Source organism: Enterocloster sp., from assembly GCF_057861365.1.
Genome location: NZ_DBMACH010000009.1, coordinates 19,170 through 34,025 on the forward strand (window position 1 = coordinate 19,170; position 14,856 = coordinate 34,025).

Here is a 14,856-nt window from a genome sequence, read left to right on the forward strand (position 1 = left end):
CATCATATGCCGGAGCAGCTTGCCAGGTGTACGTACTATTTTTCCAAAATGATCCTGCGGTAAAAAATCAGAGTGAGCACCGTTGCTGCGATCCATCCAAAGGGCCAGGCCATCCAGATTCCGGTGCTTCCAAAATGCGGGGTTAAAAGTTCTGCCATACAGATCCTTAAGATCAGATCCGGCACCGTAGCGATCACAAAATATTTCATAGCCCCAGCTCCCCGGATAATGCCGTCTGTCATCAGCTTTACCGCTATCATAAAGTACATGGGGCTTACGATCCTTAAAAATAATACACCTGCTTCGATCGCATCTTTGCTCTCCCCACTCAAAAACAGCCCCATCATCTGCCTTCCAAAAAAAGCATACAAAATCACAAATGGAAGGGCCGCAAACAGCGACAAGCCGATCCCTGTGTGAAATCCGGCCGGAAGGCGCTCCCTTTTTCCTGCCCCCAGGTTCTGGGCCGTATAGCTGGAAAGACAGCTTCCCAACGCCATGAAGGAATTGATGGCAAAGGTATTGAGCTTGATCGCCCCGGAATATCCTGCGATCACCGCAGAGCCGTACCGGTTTACGATCTCCTGGACAAACATATTTCCCACAGACAGGACGCTCTGCTGAAGGATGCTGGGAACCGCAATAGCTGCAATCTGGCCCAGAAGCACCCAGTCAAACAGCCGCGGCCTTCCCTCACAGGAAATCTTCGTAAGCCGGAACCTCAGCGTCACAAGTGCCAGTACAGCGGAAATCCCCTGAGCAATAAAGGTCGCCCAGGCCACGCCTGCCACTCCCAGGCCAAGTCCTGCCACAAACCAGAAATCCAGAAAAATATTTCCCAGAGAAGAACCGATCAGAAAATACAAAGGCGTCCTGGAATCTCCCAGTGCCGTAAAGATTCCCGTACATACATTGTACAAAAACAAAAAGGTCAGTCCATATACATAAATCTTAAGATAGAACTCACCTTCTGAAAAAATATTTTCCGGCGTATGTACCAGCTCCATCATCCAGCTACAGAAAAACCAGCCAAACAGCGTTAAAACCGCGCTTAACACACCGCAGGCAATAAAAGCCGTGCTGACTGCAGATTTCATCCTCTTTAAATCTCCGGCTCCAAACAGCCGTGACACCACAACCGATGCTCCCAGATTGCTTCCTACGGCAAAGGCCATAAATATCACTGTAATCGGATAGGAGGCACCTACTGCCGCCAGCGCATCTTCTCCTGCGAACCGTCCTGCAATGCTGCTGTCCGCAACACTGTAAAACTGCTGAAACATTACGCTTGCCAGCATGGGAAGAAGAAAGCGCCACAGGGTGTGACGCGGATGCTCTCTTGTCAGATCTTTCATTCTCATTATCCTCGTTTCATGCCGGTATAATTTCCCATAATTTTCCTTTTTAAATCGGATAAAAGGCCCATGGACCATTTGGCCCATGAGCCGTGTCTTTTGGCGGGATCCTTTCAGCTGCTCCGATGGATGCAGTACAGCTATGCTTTAATGATGGAACAGGCGGATTCCCGTAAATGCCATCACCATGCCGTACTGATCACAGGTTTCGATCACCTGGTCATCCCGGACAGAGCCTCCCGGCTGTGCTACATATTTTACACCGCTTTTATAAGCCCTGTCAATATTATCTCCGAAGGGGAAGAAAGCGTCCGAGCCAAGAGCTACGTCCGTAAGGCCGTCCAGCCATGCCCGCTTTTCCTCTTTTGTAAATACAGGGGGCTTTTCCTTAAAAATGCGCTCCCATCTTCCCTCTGCCAGCACATCCATATAATCCTCGCCAATGTATAAATCAATGGCATTATCTCTGTCTGCCCGGCGGATACCGTCGATAAAGGGCAGATTCAGCACCTGGGGTGCCTGGCGCAGATACCAGTTATCTGCCTTGCTGCCTGCCAGTCTGGTGCAGTGTACTCTGGACTGCTGTCCTGCTCCGATTCCGATGGCCTGACCGCCTTTTGCAAAGCAGACGGAATTGGACTGGGTATATTTTAAGACAATGAGAGAAATCAGAAGATCTCTTGCTGCATCCTCTGGAAGTTCTTTTTCCTTTGTAACAATATGCTCGAGCAGAGTCTTGTCAATCTTTAAATTATTGTGACCCTGTTCGAAGACAACGCCAAATACCTGCTTGCGCTCCAAAGCCTCTGGCTCATAGTCCGGATCGATCTGGATCACATTGTAATTGCCGTTTTTCTTGGTCTTTAAGATTTCTAACGCCTCCGGCTCGTATCCGGGAGCGATCACGCCGTCTGAAACCTCTCTCTTAATCAGCCGGGCTGTGTCCACGTCGCAGACATCCGATAATGAAATAAAATCTCCAAAAGAAGACATACGGTCTGCGCCTCTGGCTCTGGCATAGGCACAGGCTAAGGGAGAAAGCTCTCCAAGATCATCCACCCAGTAAATTTTCCTTAACACCTCATCCATGGGAAGGCCCACGGCGGCGCCAGCAGGCGAAACGTGCTTAAAGGAGGTAGCTGCCGGAAGTCCCGTTGCCTCCTTTAACTCTTTTACCAGCTGCCATCCGTTTAAGGCATCCAAAAGGTTGATATAACCCGGTCTTCCGCTTAAAACTGTAATGGGAAGCTCTCTGTCATTTTCCATGAAAATCCGTGAAGGCTTCTGATTGGGGTTGCACCCGTATTTTAATTCCAGTTCTTTCATGCTTCTCTCTCCTGACTTATTTTTAAAATGGCTATTGATTCTTATTTACAATTCTTGTCTCTGTCTCACCTGTAGCAATGTCGATATATCGCACAAAGAGGGATACCTTGTTATCCTCATTTAAGCTGTTCCAGACCATTGAGGTAAATTCGTCAATGGTTCCCTCAATGGCTACAGCCTTTGGCTCACCCTCAAAGCTTGGAAGAGGACTGCCGTCATGCATATAGGTATGGATGAAATGGCCCATTCCGGCTGCAGGGTTCTGATATGCATAGGTAAAACGCAGACAGGAGGAGGGGTCACCCTGATTGCTCTTTAAAATAGACATGGCATAGCTGTAACGGCCATTTTCCGTGTGAAGGATACCGGAAATCCGGGGCGTATAGTTGGGAGCATCTGGCTCAAACTCACGGCTGCGCAGAGACTGCTCAAAGGTAAGCTGATGATCCATTCCCTCATAAATGGTATCCGTCTGATCACCGTTTGTTACAATGGTTTTATTGCCCAGCACACGGACCGGAGCATAGATGATCAGGCTGGGATCTTCCAGTTTTTCAGGATCAAAGGCCTGAGTACGGATTCCTTCTCCCTCTGTCACAAATACGCGGTTGCGGCTGTTTGCGCTTCTTCCCATGATAAAATAGGCGGTCACCGCATATCTGCCATCCCCAGTCTCTCCGATGACGATCCCCCGTCCCGGATACGCATTGGTCTTTAATTCCTGTTCCAGTGATCTTACATTCATGTTTTGGCCTCCATATATAAAAGTAAAATAAAAAACCGGTCTCCTGGTACACATTGAAAAAGGTGCCCAGGCGGCCGGCTCGTAACTGCGAACATATTCTGTCCTGTTTCGCGTGCTCCCTGTGGTTATTCCCACCATCCGCCAGTCACACGCTCGCTCATTCGCTTTCAGTATATATGATTTCTGCTTATATTGCAAATTAATTTTAGAAGCATTACTTATTATTTCTGCTTATGAACCGCCCTGTGCCCTATTCGTTCCGAATAGCTGCCAGAGGGCTTAATTTCATAGCGCGGACTGCCGGCATAAAGCCTGCGGCCATGCCTACAAAAACAGCAAAGCCAATGGCTGCCATAGAAAGCCATGGTGGAATCCGGGACAGATCTCCCGAAAGCCCCATGGACTGGGACATATTTACAAAACGGTTTACAATCGCGGAAACACCATAGCTTAAAGCCACTCCTATCGTTCCGCCCATAAAACCGATAAAGCCTGATTCAATCAGAAACATATTCCGTATATTTCCCATATCGCAGCCCAAAACCTTCATCACACCGATTTCCTTGGTACGTTCATAAATCGACATCATCATGGTATTGGCAATACCGATGGCGGCTACAAAAAGGGATACCGCGCCGATCCCGCCCAAAACAGCCTGGACCATGTTGGACTGCTGTCTGGAGCTTTCCAGAAAGTCCATCTGGCTGTTTACCTGATAGCCCATAGCTGCCAGCTGTTCCTGTACCTGGGTCACATTTTCCATATCATCTACAAAGATCTCTGCGCTGTTGTAAACCAGTTCATTTAAAGGCTTTCCCTTTTTATTGGTGGGCTGTCCGGGGATGGGTGTTCCCTTTTTAAATACTTTTTTTAACTGGGCTTTCAGGCCGTCAATATCCGTAAATACATACCAGGAATAATTGCTGTAGCCGTTTTCCCCTCCTGCCAGCATTCCCGTAGTTTCGATCATGTACTTTTTAGGCGGCTTTACAGGAGTCCCGTCTGAAGAGCTGCCGGAACCCTGACTTTGATAGTAAGCATCCATGTCAAAAATGACAAACATGGGTTTTCCCATAGGATCCACATCCGGCATCTCTCCCGTATCCCAGTAGCCCTTTCCGGTCTTGGCATTCGTAAAATCACGGATTACCCCATTTCCAAATACCAGCCCCAGTTCTCCCGGCTGCGGGAGCCGGCCCTCTGCCAGCTCTAACTGCTCCAGATAGGACTGGCTTACTCCCTTTAACTGGACATAGGTAGAAATATAGGCCCCCTGGCGCATGACCACATTCATGTTTAAAACAGGAGAAACACCCGTCACATGAGGAATCCGCTTAAAATTGTCTATTACCTTATCTGTGATATAATTCGGTTCCGATTCGCTGTTCTGAGAGGACATCGCCGCTCCCATCATCTGCATCCCTCCGCCGGAACTCTGGCTGTACACTTCAATGGTAGTCAGACTCCCCCAGGACGCAATCTGTTCCATAGTCATCTCATTTAAACCGATTCCCAGGGAAACCATAACGACGATCGCAGCCGTTCCTATGATGACTCCCAGTACCGTCAGCACCGTCCGCAGCTTCCTGCGCCTTAAATTATTCATGCTCATGATCAGAAGATCAGGAAATTTCATCTTCTATATCCTCTTTCTCCTTTGCCGCCCTGCGCTTTTTACGGATATGACGCACGGTGACGAAACCTACAGCCCCTGCAGCCGCTGCTCCTCCCATCAGAATCCACATTTTATATGCTTCAAAAAAGGACGGCTTCTCCGGCTCCATAAGCTCAGGATCCATAGTAAGGGACGGATCAAACTCTGTTTCCATTTCCTCCGTCACCATCAGATTCAGTTCTTTTTCCACCGGCTCCGCCGCCTGTCCGTTTTCATCCTCATAGTGGATCTGAAGACGGATGGTGCCGTCATCCATAGTCGGAGCAATGCCCGTAAGCATGGTATCCACATTTCCCGTCTCTCCGGGCTTAATATTGCCTACATATGTATCCACAGGCTTGATGGAATCTCCCTCAAAGGTTACGTTTACATTATAAAGGATCACCTTTCCCGTGTTGTTGATGCCAAACATCACGTTGGATTCAGAGCCAACCGACATGGTATCCGGCATTACATCAATATTGCTGGTGCTCAGACGGGCATACTGCTTTACGGGAATATCCACAATAATGCTTTCCTCTGCATTTTTAAACTCAGGGCTGTCATACTTTTCTTTTACCGTAATGCCATAGGAGCGCTGATCCACACCTGCCTTGGCTGTGAATTTAGCCCGGATCTCTGTGGTCTGGCCCGGAGCCAGAGAATCCACAACCATAGAGGCCGTACCGGACTCTGTGGTAAAAACAGCGCTGTCGGAAACCTTTTCCGATTCCAGATTAAACAGGATATTCGAGGCCGGAACCGTAGTAGAGGCATTTTTCATATTTAATACAAGCTCAAATTCATTGCCCGCATAGACCTCCTCCGGCACCGTATGATATCCCTCTACGATCACTCTGGCCCGGACTCTGTCATTTGCGTCAAATTCCCCCAGGTCGTCCTCCTTATCCTTGGACACCACATGAACGTAAAATACGCCCTCCTCTGTGTGAAGGTCGCCCTCAGAGCTTAAGCGGAAGGTAATGGTAAATTTGATCGGATAATAGCCTGTATAGGAATCCTCACGGATGGCCATGCTGTACTGGGCAGCCACGGTTTCTCCCGGACTGACCCGCTCAAAGGTTCGATCATAATTGCCGTCATTGATCTCAAAGGGGAATTTGGCGTCGTCTTCCGAAAGCCCCATGGAAATGGTTACATCCTGGGCTGTGGTTTCTCTTTTATTGCGGAAATTGACGCCAAAATCAATGACATTGGGATAAACTCCCCTGGGTGTGGACTGATTTTCACCGATCACAAAATAATTTCCCTCTTTTTTATCCTCTTCCTCATCCTCAGAGGTAGTGGAACTGGTGGAAATCCAGATATTGATGTAATCCACATCATAGCCCCCATCCCACTCTAACTGAATGGGGATGCTGTAATAGCCCTGGGCGGCGTCTCTGCGGACTCTGGCGGAAAGGGAAACACTTTTTACATTGCCCGCCTTTATATTTCCTACATTTTTCCCCACAAAGGTGGTTTCCATAATTTCAAATGGATAGTAATCAACTGTATAGTCGCTTTCACCTTTTGACTCGATCTGCTGAAATTCCGTTGTTTCAAGAAGGCTTACCTTTAGATTATCCATATCCTCATCCGTCGCCCGAACCCGGAATGAAATGCTCATAGACTTGCCGATATTCCCCTTGGGAGACTTGGTTGTGAATATATGATCATTATCACTGGCATTTGTGTTGTAGCCTGTCTTAAAATCACTGGCCATAGACGGGATGCCTCCCGCTGCTGCCATAAAAGCCGCTGCAAGCATAAGCAGGGCCTTTGCCTTTTTCCATGCTTTCATACTGTTTTCTCCTCCGTCTCATCTAAGGCTGACCGGCCCCCGGTCTCTATGCCCGTGATCTTCCCGTCCACGATCCGGATCCTGCGGTCTGCGTAGGAAGCCAGGTTGTTGTCATGGGTAACCACCACAAGTGTCTGCTTCTGTTCTCTTACAATGCGCTGCATTAACCGCAGTACCTCCATGGTGGTCTTGGAATCCAGATTCCCCGTAGGCTCATCCGCAAAAATGATCTGCGGGTCTACCACCAGAGCCCTGGCGATGCCCACTCTCTGCTGCTGGCCTCCGGACATCTGGTTTGGCATATGCTTTTCCTGATCTGCCACCCCCATCAGCGCCAGAAATTCCCTGGCCTTTTTAAGCCGCACTCTTTTGGCCACTCCCCGGAACGATAAGGGAAGGGCTACATTTTCAACGGCATTCATGGTATTTAAAAGATTATAGGACTGGAAAATAAATCCAACCTTTTCCCTCCTGAATGCCACAAGCTGTTTTTCCGTCAGCCGTTCCATATGAACCTTTCCTATGATGATCTCGCCTTTGGTGGGCTTCTCCAGTCCGGCTAGCATATTCAAAAGGGTGGATTTGCCGGAACCGGAGGTTCCTACAATGGCTACAAACTCTCCCTTATAGATTTCAAAATCCACGCCGTTTAATGCCCGTACCTTTGTCTCTCCCACCCGGTAAATCTTATACAGATTCCTTACACGGATTACGGGAATCGGAGCTTTCTTCTCTGTTTCTGTCAATGAACTCTCCTTTGCCTGCCTGTAAAAGGCATGGTTGTGTTGTCTGTCTTTAGACAGTATACCATAAAACGTCAATAGCCGCTGTCCCTTTTTCCTTTAAAGTTCCTTAAATATTTTTTACGACCGCCCAAATTCTACTTGACTTCTTTGTCATTCTATGTAAGAATATGACGAGGCACAAATCAGTGCCATATCTGGCTGTCCGGCTATCGCACTGGTTCAGTGTGGACTATTTCCCAAAATCACTTAAAATAAAATAGAAAAGGCAAAGGAGAATCACATGAGACACTTACTGAATCCCTTAGACTTCTCTGTGGAGGAAATCGATGACCTTTTAGCATTAGCCAGAGACATCGAGAAAAATCTTCCCAGATATGCGCACGTTTGCGACGGCAAAAAGCTTGCTACCCTGTTTTATGAGCCCAGCACCAGAACACGCTTAAGCTTTGAAGCAGCCATGATGAACCTGGGCGGCAATGTTCTCGGCTTTTCTTCCGCTAATTCCAGTTCCGCTGCAAAGGGAGAAAGCGTTGCCGACACCATCCGTATGATTTCCTGCTACGCTGATATCTGCGCCATGCGTCATCCCAAGGAGGGTTCCGCATTTGTAGCAGCCCAGAAGGCAGAAATTCCTGTCATCAATGCAGGTGACGGCGGCCATCAGCATCCTACCCAGACTCTGACAGACCTTATGACCATCCGCTCCTTAAAGGGACGCCTGGACAATTTAACCATCGGCCTGTGCGGCGACCTTAAATTCGGCCGTACTGTTCATTCTTTGATCAGCGCCATGGTCCGCTATCCGGGTGTAAAATTCGTTCTGATCTCCCCGCCGGAGCTTCGTATTCCAGACAGCATCCGCGAGGACGTACTGGAAGCCAACAACATCCCATTTGAAGAGGTAGGAAATCTGGACGACGCTCTGGGAAGCCTGGATATCCTTTATATGACCCGCGTGCAGAAGGAGCGCTTCTTCAATGAAGAGGATTACATCCGCTTAAAGGACTGCTATATCCTGACACGCAAAAAGATGAAGCTGGCAAAGCCGGATATGTACATCCTTCATCCCCTTCCAAGAGTAAACGAAATCTCTGTGGAGGTAGATGACGATCCAAGAGCTGCTTACTTCAAACAGGCCCAGTACGGCGTATATGTCCGTATGGCACTGATCATGACATTACTGGAGGTAGAAAAGCCATGTTAAATATCAGCGGATTAAAAGAAGGCATTGTCCTTGACCACATTGAGGCAGGAAAGAGCCTGGATATTTACTATCACCTGGGCCTTGACAAATTAGACTGCCAGGTTGCCATCATTAAAAATGCCCGAAGCAACAAAATGGGCCGCAAGGACATTATCAAGATCGAAGGCGGTTTAGATAAGCTGGATCTGGATATTCTGGGCTATATCGATCACAACATCACCGTAAATATCATCCGTGATGACAGAATTGCTGAAAAGAAGGCCTTAAAGCTTCCCAAAAAGATCACCAACGTGATCCACTGCAAGAATCCGCGCTGCATTACCTCCATCGAACAGGAGCTTCCACACATCTTCTATCTGGCAGATGAAAAGACAGAAACCTACCGCTGCCAGTACTGTGAGGAGAAATACAGCGAGTACAATCAGTAATACGCTCCGTCCAGTTGGACGCAGCCCGTTAAAAAACCGGCTCCCCGCTTTAAAGCGGAGGCCGGTTTCCTTTTTCCTTCTTTATTTGTTTTCCGGAACAATCTCAATCCAGTATCCATCCGGATCGGAAATGAAATAAATTCCCATAGCCGGATTTTCATAGCAGATGCAGCCCATTTCCTGGTGCTTTTTATGGATCGCGTCATAATCATCCACATGGAAAGCCAGATGGAATTCGCACTCACCCAGATTGTAGGATTCTGTGCGGTCCTTAAGCCAGGTCAGCTCCAGAGTAAAGTCGCTGAGACCGTCTCCTAAATACACCAGCTTAAAGGAGCCGTCAGAAGCATCCTTTTCTCTTACCGGCTTAAGTCCCAGGGCTTTCTCATAAAACTCCAGGCTCTTTTCCAGGTTCAGTACATTAAAATTAAAATGATTGAATTTTACCATATATTTACTCCTGTTTATTTCTGAGGAATCATAACTTCCATTCCGCCCATATAAGGCCTTAATGCCTCAGGGATCTTTACGCTGCCGTCTGCCTGCAGATTGTTCTCCAGGAAAGCGATCAGCATACGGGGAGGCGCTACTACGGTGTTGTTTAAAGTATGTGCCAGATATTTGGTTCCGTCCTCGCCATTTACACGGATCTTTAAGCGGCGGGCCTGAGCATCTCCTAAGTTGGAACAGCTTCCCACCTCAAAATATTTCTTCTGCCGTGGGGACCATGCCTCTACATCACAGGACTTCACCTTAAGATCAGCCAGATCGCCGGAGCAGCACTCTAAGGTTCTTACCGGGATATCCAGGGAACGGAACAGATCTACGGTATTCTGCCACAGCTTGTCATACCATACAGGGCTTTCCTCCGGTCTGCAGACAACGATCATCTCCTGTTTCTCAAACTGGTGGATGCGGTATACACCTCTCTCTTCAATGCCGTGAGCACCCTTCTCCTTGCGGAAGCATGGGGAATAGCTGGTGAGCGTCATGGGAAGCTCTGCCTCCGGCGTAATGGTGTCAATAAACTTTCCGATCATGGAATGCTCGCTGGTACCGATCAGATAGAGATCCTCGCCCTCGATCTTATACATCATGGCATCCATCTCGGCAAAGCTCATAACGCCTGTTACTACATTGCTGCGGATCATAAAGGGAGGTACACAGTAGGTAAAGCCGCGTCCGATCATGAAGTCTCTTGCATAGGAAATCACTGCAGAGTGAAGTCTGGCAATATCGCCCATCAGATAGTAGAAGCCGTTTCCTGCTACTCTTCTGGCAGCATCCAGATCAATGCCGTTAAAACGCTCCATGATATCTGTATGGTAGGGGATCTCAAAATCAGGAACCACTGGCTCACCGAACTTCTCGATCTCTACATTTTCACTGTCATCCTTACCGATGGGTACGCTTGGATCGATGATATTTGGGATGGTCATCATGATCTTTAAGATCTTCTCGGCAAGCTCGCTCTCCTTTGCCTCTAACTCAGCCAGTCTGGCGGAATTGGCGCTGACCTGTTTTTTCACCTCTTCTGCCTCTTCCTTCTTTCCCTGTCCCATGAGAGCGCCGATCTGCTTGGACAGCTTGTTTCTGCTGGCTCTGAGATCGTCAGCTTCCTTCTGGGTAGCGCGGTTTTCAGCGTCCAGCGCGATCACCTCGTCTACCAGGGGAAGTTTTCCGTCCTGAAATTTATTTTTAATATTCTGCTTTACGATGTCAGGGTTTTCTCTGACAAACTTTAAATCTAACATGATACTCCTCCTGGATCTCCTTACTGTATTTACATACTTGTTTATGAGTATATAACATTTTCCAGTGAAATAAAAGCCTTTTTTTGAAAAAGCTCCCTTCCGGCGCCTATTTGTCCGTCATCTGGCACAGGCTGCCTAAAAGCAGTTCAAAACAGACTCCGTTTTTAACCGGTATCTGAAGCTCTCCGGAACGCACAATGCAGTCTCTTACGAAATCAGCCGCCAGATTAACAGACCTCTTTAGGCTCCAGCCCCGGATGCATCCCCCGGCGATAATGGAGGAAAACACATCTCCCGTACCGGGCCGTTCCTCTCCTGCGGCTTTGCGGCTCAAAAAGGAAACCTCACCTTCTCCCTCTGCCATGGCATTTACCAGGTCAGGTCCCTTTCGGATCCCTGTGATCACAACAGCGGAAGGCCCCAGCTTCTGAAGACGTCTTACAAGGCCGGCCAGCGCCTCATAACTCATTTCCCCGCTCTCGTAGGGAACATCGGCGAGAATACAGGCCTCTGTAAGGTTGGGAGTCAATATGTCGGCCATGGCAGCCAGCTCCCGCATCCGGCTGCACATGGACGGCGTGTAGGTCGCATAGGCGATTCCGTGATCTCCCATAATGGGATCTACCAGAACCTTTGTCCCAGGCGTGCGAAAAGCTGCGATCATATCCTTCACAATCTCAATCTGGCGCTCCGAGCCCAGAAATCCTGTGGCAATGCCGTCAAAGGTAAGCCCCAGCTCCTTCCATTTCTCAATATAGGGCTCCATATGGTCGGTATAATCATCAAAATAATACACTGGAAAGCCTGTGTGATTGGAAAGGATCGAGGTTGGCACCGGACAGCACTGGATGCCCATGGCCGATAAAATGGGAAGAGCCACTGTAAGAGAACAGCGGCCGTACCCGGAAAGATCGTTTATCATTGCAATTTTCTTCTGATGGTAATTTGGCATAACGGATACTCCTTATTTCAGCTTGTCAACCAACCCGGATCGGATCAAAGCCCGGCGAAGGGGCATGTAGATCACAAGGGAAGCAATGGCGGAAAGAACTGCATTGATGGAGGTGGAGGCCACGTTCCATACAAGGGCGAGCTCTGCCGCCGGCTTTCCAAGGATCAGAAGCTTGTAATAATATCCAAACAGCGGATCAAAGATCATATTAAAGACAAGACCGCAGACCGCTCCTGCTGCTGCAAAGCGCAGCACATGGCCCTGGTCGCTGCTTTCATCGATATGCCCCAGCCTGTGAGCCACAAACCCGGTGATCAGACCGATACAGAGCTTCAGGATAAAGGTCTTAGGGGCATATATTACATAGACAGGATCGAAAAGATCCCCAATGGTCATGCCGATGGCTCCGCCCAGACCGCCGTAAAAGCCGCCCAGGATCAAGGCACCCAGCACACAGACCGCATTTCCCAGATGAATGGAGGTGGCATCTCCGCCGGGAAGGGTGATCTTGATCTGCAAAAAGGTAAATACTACATAGGAAAGGGCTGCAAAAAGTCCGGTCATGGCAATCTTTGATAATTTCATAATCATCCGCTCCTCACTTGCATTTTATGATGCATATGGTACCACTAAAGTGGATGGTTACAAATATCCAGTTTATCACTTTTTAACCAGTCCAGTTTCTCCGATCATCAATCATGAGATTCCACCGCCATCAGAACACCCTCTGAAAAGGTAATCCGTCCCTCTTCTTCTATGAGTTCATTACTGATGCAGAGACTGGTACCGATACAGATATCTTTATTTTCCAGCGGATATTTAAAGCCCTTTAAGGTAATTCCTGTTACCTCCTGTGTAAGAGGCAGGAAGGAAATATACGTTCCCCAGACTTCATGCCTGCGAAATACAGTTTCTCCGTCAATCAGATACAGACGGTTCTGAGGATCTATGATGCTGGCACGGATTCCCTTTTGAAGGCAGGGATATAAAAGCTGTATATTACCGATCATATGATCCAGACGTCCTCCGGTGGCTCCAAGGATAACGATTTCTCCTGCTCCCATGGCCATGGCCCGCTTTAAGGCCAGCTCTGTATCCGTATCGTCCTTTTCCGGCTGGTGGACCTCCCAGACAATATGCTCCATCTTCCGGTAAAATGCCAGAACCGCCGGATCAACGGAGTCAAAATCACCTACGATCACATCCGGCACAAGGCCCAGCTCCTTTGCACCTTTCAGTCCGCCGTCTACCGCGATCACTCTGTTAAATTCCTCTGTTTGTAAAAAGGAACCGGCGAAGGCCGGATCAAGCCGTCCGCCGGTAAGGATCAGACATCGTTTCATTTCTCGTATTCCTTAAAAATTTCCACCATCTCTCTTGTGCGGGCTGCCGGGTCTGTTCCGAACACGGCGCTTCCTGCTACAAAGATATTGGCTCCTGCCTCTAAAACCTCTCTTACATTGGCTGCGCTGATGCCTCCGTCTACCTGGATGTCTGTCGTAAGGCCCCGCTCGTCACAAAGCCTTCTCACTGCTTTTACCTTTTCGATGGTATAGGGGATGAACTTCTGTCCGCCAAAGCCCGGATTAACGGTCATGATCAAAACCATGTCCACCTGATCCAGAATATGTTCCAGCACAGAAACAGGAGTCGCCGGATTTAAAGCCACTCCGGCCCGACAGCCGGCTTCCTTGATCTGGCTGATCACCCGGTCTAAATGCTTACAGGCCTCGGCATGGACGGTGATCACATCCGCTCCTGCCTTCTTTACATCCTCCACATAGCGGCCCGGCTCCTCCACCATCATATGAACGTCAAACACACGATCCGTTACCCGGCGGATGCTTTTGATCACTGGCATGCCAAAAGAAATGCTCGGCACAAAGGCGCCATCCATCACATCCAGATGGATCCACTCTGCTCCGGCCTCTGAAACAGCCCGAAGCTGACTTCCAAGCTCTGCAAAATCTGCCGCCAGAACTGACGGCGCTACCTTATAATACATGATTTAATATCTCCTTTTCTGCTTAAGTTCTTCATAGATCAGACGGTAATTCTCATAGCGGCTGAGACTGATTTTCCCCTCTTTTACCGCTTCCTTTACCCCGCAGACCCTTTCTCCTATGTGGACACAGCCCAAAAAGCGGCATTCATCCTCAAACTCTGCAAACTCCGGAAAAAACTCCTTCAGCTCAGAAGCCTCTATTTCCGGCGTATACATGGAGCTGAAGCCCGGTGTGTCCATCATATAAGTATCTTTTTCCACAAAAAACAGTTCTGAATGACGGGTGGTGTGCTTTCCGCGCTCAATCTTCCGGCTGATGCCTCCTGTTTCCATGGATGCCTCCGGCTGGATCCGGTTTGTAAGGGAGGATTTCCCTACTCCGGAAGGGCCGGCCAGCACCGTCGTACGCCCTCTTAAAAGCTCACGGACCTGATCCATCCCCAGATCAGTCCTGGCACTGATAAAGTGAACTTCATAACCAGCGCCCTCATATATCTTTTTGTACTCCTCCTCCATGGCACCATCTCCCAGATCCGCCTTATTAAAGCAGATCACTACCGGAATCTCCTCCATAGCCATCATCACCAGAAAGCGGTCCAGAAGATTTAAATTGGGGGATGGCTGAGTCAGGGCAAAGAGTACCAGCGCCTGATCCACATTGGCTGCCGCCGGGCGCACCAGGGCATTTTTTCTCGGAAGGATCTCATCGATATTCCCCTCTCCTGCCTCTTCATCCAGGATGGAAAATTCCACATTATCTCCTACCAGGGGTTTAATTTTCCTGTTTCTGAAAATACCTTTTGCCCTGCACTGGTACACCCGGTTTTCGCCGTCATTTACATAATAAAAGCCTGCAATTCCCTTGATTATCTTTCCTGTCATA

General features: G+C 48.6%; 15 protein-coding genes and 1 riboswitch. Of the genes, 2 read left to right on the plus strand and 13 right to left on the minus strand.

Translation table 11 applies throughout. The annotated features are described in order from the left end of the window. Nucleotides 1-35: 35 nt before the first annotated feature. The 6 genes from ACZM6M_RS10975 to ACZM6M_RS11000 form a co-directional block, all read right to left on the minus strand. On the minus strand, nt 36-1,355 hold the full coding sequence (locus ACZM6M_RS10975; RefSeq protein WP_489490422.1) for an MATE family efflux transporter: 1,320 nt from the start codon (nt 1,353-1,355) through the stop codon (nt 36-38). A 147-nt stretch (nt 1,356-1,502) separates the two neighbouring features. After that, nucleotides 1,503-2,681, minus strand: coding sequence for a phosphoribosylaminoimidazolecarboxamide formyltransferase (locus tag ACZM6M_RS10980; RefSeq protein WP_066547986.1), 1,179 nt, complete (start codon nt 2,679-2,681; stop codon nt 1,503-1,505). Between the two features lie 31 nt (nt 2,682-2,712). Further along, the gene (locus ACZM6M_RS10985) at nt 2,713-3,426 is read right to left on the minus strand and encodes an IMP cyclohydrolase (protein WP_066547984.1); all 714 of its coding nucleotides are present in this window, start codon (nt 3,424-3,426) and stop codon (nt 2,713-2,715) included. A 57-nt stretch (nt 3,427-3,483) separates the two neighbouring features. Further along, a riboswitch (ZMP/ZTP riboswitch) is annotated at nt 3,484-3,585 on the minus strand. 91 nt (nt 3,586-3,676) lie between these two features. Next, the gene (locus tag ACZM6M_RS10990) at nt 3,677-5,062 is read right to left on the minus strand and encodes an ABC transporter permease (protein ID WP_489490423.1); all 1,386 of its coding nucleotides are present in this window, start codon (nt 5,060-5,062) and stop codon (nt 3,677-3,679) included. Beyond that, complete coding sequence (locus ACZM6M_RS10995) at nt 5,049-6,884, minus strand: COG1361 S-layer family protein (RefSeq protein WP_407407647.1); 1,836 nt, start codon at nt 6,882-6,884, stop codon at nt 5,049-5,051. Before ACZM6M_RS10995 ends, ACZM6M_RS10990 begins: the two co-directional genes overlap by 14 nt. Next, nucleotides 6,881-7,630, minus strand: a complete 750-nt coding sequence (locus tag ACZM6M_RS11000; protein WP_489490424.1) for an ABC transporter ATP-binding protein — start codon at nt 7,628-7,630, stop codon at nt 6,881-6,883. Before ACZM6M_RS11000 ends, ACZM6M_RS10995 begins: the two co-directional genes overlap by 4 nt. A gap of 280 nt (nt 7,631-7,910) precedes the next feature. Here ACZM6M_RS11000 and pyrB point away from each other — a divergent pair, with 280 nt between their 5' ends. Both pyrB and ACZM6M_RS11010 read left to right on the plus strand, forming a co-directional pair. Then, nucleotides 7,911-8,834, plus strand: coding sequence for an aspartate carbamoyltransferase (gene pyrB / locus ACZM6M_RS11005; RefSeq protein ID WP_317438391.1), 924 nt, complete (start codon nt 7,911-7,913; stop codon nt 8,832-8,834). Then, nucleotides 8,828-9,262: an aspartate carbamoyltransferase regulatory subunit gene (locus ACZM6M_RS11010; RefSeq protein WP_066547976.1), complete on the plus strand. Its 435-nt coding sequence runs from the start codon at nt 8,828-8,830 to the stop codon at nt 9,260-9,262. The genes pyrB and ACZM6M_RS11010 overlap by 7 nt, the downstream gene beginning before the upstream one ends. Nucleotides 9,263-9,343: 81 nt before the next feature. Here ACZM6M_RS11010 and ACZM6M_RS11015 read toward each other — a convergent pair whose 3' ends face one another. The 7 genes from ACZM6M_RS11015 to rsgA all read right to left on the minus strand — a co-directional run bounded on the left by ACZM6M_RS11015 (nt 9,344) and on the right by rsgA (nt 14,855). Continuing rightward, nucleotides 9,344-9,712 (minus strand): VOC family protein, encoded by a 369-nt coding sequence (locus ACZM6M_RS11015; protein WP_066547973.1) that lies wholly within the window; start codon nt 9,710-9,712, stop codon nt 9,344-9,346. Nucleotides 9,713-9,726: 14 nt separating this feature from the next. Then, nucleotides 9,727-11,016 carry a serine--tRNA ligase gene (gene serS / locus ACZM6M_RS11020; protein ID WP_066547970.1) on the minus strand — a complete coding sequence of 430 codons (1,290 nt, stop codon included), beginning with the start codon at nt 11,014-11,016 and terminating at the stop codon, nt 9,727-9,729. A gap of 106 nt (nt 11,017-11,122) precedes the next feature. Beyond that, nucleotides 11,123-11,968: a pyridoxamine kinase gene (locus tag ACZM6M_RS11025; protein ID WP_337433768.1), complete on the minus strand. Its 846-nt coding sequence runs from the start codon at nt 11,966-11,968 to the stop codon at nt 11,123-11,125. A 12-nt stretch (nt 11,969-11,980) separates the two neighbouring features. Beyond that, nucleotides 11,981-12,559 (minus strand): ECF transporter S component, encoded by a 579-nt coding sequence (locus ACZM6M_RS11030; RefSeq protein WP_066547960.1) that lies wholly within the window; start codon nt 12,557-12,559, stop codon nt 11,981-11,983. A gap of 101 nt (nt 12,560-12,660) precedes the next feature. Next, complete coding sequence (locus ACZM6M_RS11035; RefSeq protein WP_066547957.1) at nt 12,661-13,311, minus strand: thiamine diphosphokinase; 651 nt, start codon at nt 13,309-13,311, stop codon at nt 12,661-12,663. Further along, a complete protein-coding gene (gene rpe / locus ACZM6M_RS11040) occupies nt 13,308-13,973 on the minus strand; it encodes a ribulose-phosphate 3-epimerase (RefSeq protein WP_066547949.1) in 666 nt (221 codons plus the stop codon). Before rpe ends, ACZM6M_RS11035 begins: the two co-directional genes overlap by 4 nt. A 3-nt stretch (nt 13,974-13,976) precedes the next feature. Next, entirely contained in the window at nt 13,977-14,855 is an 879-nt protein-coding gene (gene rsgA / locus ACZM6M_RS11045) for a ribosome small subunit-dependent GTPase A (RefSeq protein ID WP_337433769.1), read from the minus strand. Nucleotide 14,856 lies beyond the last annotated feature (1 nt).

Excerpts from the sequence above, each read along its gene's own strand:
- ACZM6M_RS10985 (WP_066547984.1), bottom strand. The coding sequence starts at position 3,426 with ATGAATGTAAGATCACTGGAACAGGAATTAAAGACCAATGCGTATCCG.
- ACZM6M_RS10995 (WP_407407647.1), bottom strand. The coding sequence starts at position 6,884 with ATGAAAGCATGGAAAAAGGCAAAGGCCCTGCTTATGCTTGCAGCGGCT.
- ACZM6M_RS10975 (WP_489490422.1), bottom strand. The coding sequence starts at position 1,355 with ATGAAAGATCTGACAAGAGAGCATCCGCGTCACACCCTGTGGCGCTTT.
- ACZM6M_RS11030 (WP_066547960.1), bottom strand. The coding sequence starts at position 12,559 with ATGATTATGAAATTATCAAAGATTGCCATGACCGGACTTTTTGCAGCC.
- ACZM6M_RS10980 (WP_066547986.1), bottom strand. The coding sequence starts at position 2,681 with ATGAAAGAACTGGAATTAAAATACGGGTGCAACCCCAATCAGAAGCCT.
- pyrB (WP_317438391.1), top strand. The coding sequence starts at position 7,911 with ATGAGACACTTACTGAATCCCTTAGACTTCTCTGTGGAGGAAATCGAT.
- ACZM6M_RS11025 (WP_337433768.1), bottom strand. The coding sequence starts at position 11,968 with ATGCCAAATTACCATCAGAAGAAAATTGCAATGATAAACGATCTTTCC.
- ACZM6M_RS10990 (WP_489490423.1), bottom strand. The coding sequence starts at position 5,062 with ATGAAATTTCCTGATCTTCTGATCATGAGCATGAATAATTTAAGGCGC.
- rpe (WP_066547949.1), bottom strand. The coding sequence starts at position 13,973 with ATGTATTATAAGGTAGCGCCGTCAGTTCTGGCGGCAGATTTTGCAGAG.
- ACZM6M_RS11035 (WP_066547957.1), bottom strand. The coding sequence starts at position 13,311 with ATGAAACGATGTCTGATCCTTACCGGCGGACGGCTTGATCCGGCCTTC.
- ACZM6M_RS11015 (WP_066547973.1), bottom strand. The coding sequence starts at position 9,712 with ATGGTAAAATTCAATCATTTTAATTTTAATGTACTGAACCTGGAAAAG.
- serS (WP_066547970.1), bottom strand. The coding sequence starts at position 11,016 with ATGTTAGATTTAAAGTTTGTCAGAGAAAACCCTGACATCGTAAAGCAG.
- rsgA (WP_337433769.1), bottom strand. The coding sequence starts at position 14,855 with ATGACAGGAAAGATAATCAAGGGAATTGCAGGCTTTTATTATGTAAAT.
- ACZM6M_RS11010 (WP_066547976.1), top strand. The coding sequence starts at position 8,828 with ATGTTAAATATCAGCGGATTAAAAGAAGGCATTGTCCTTGACCACATT.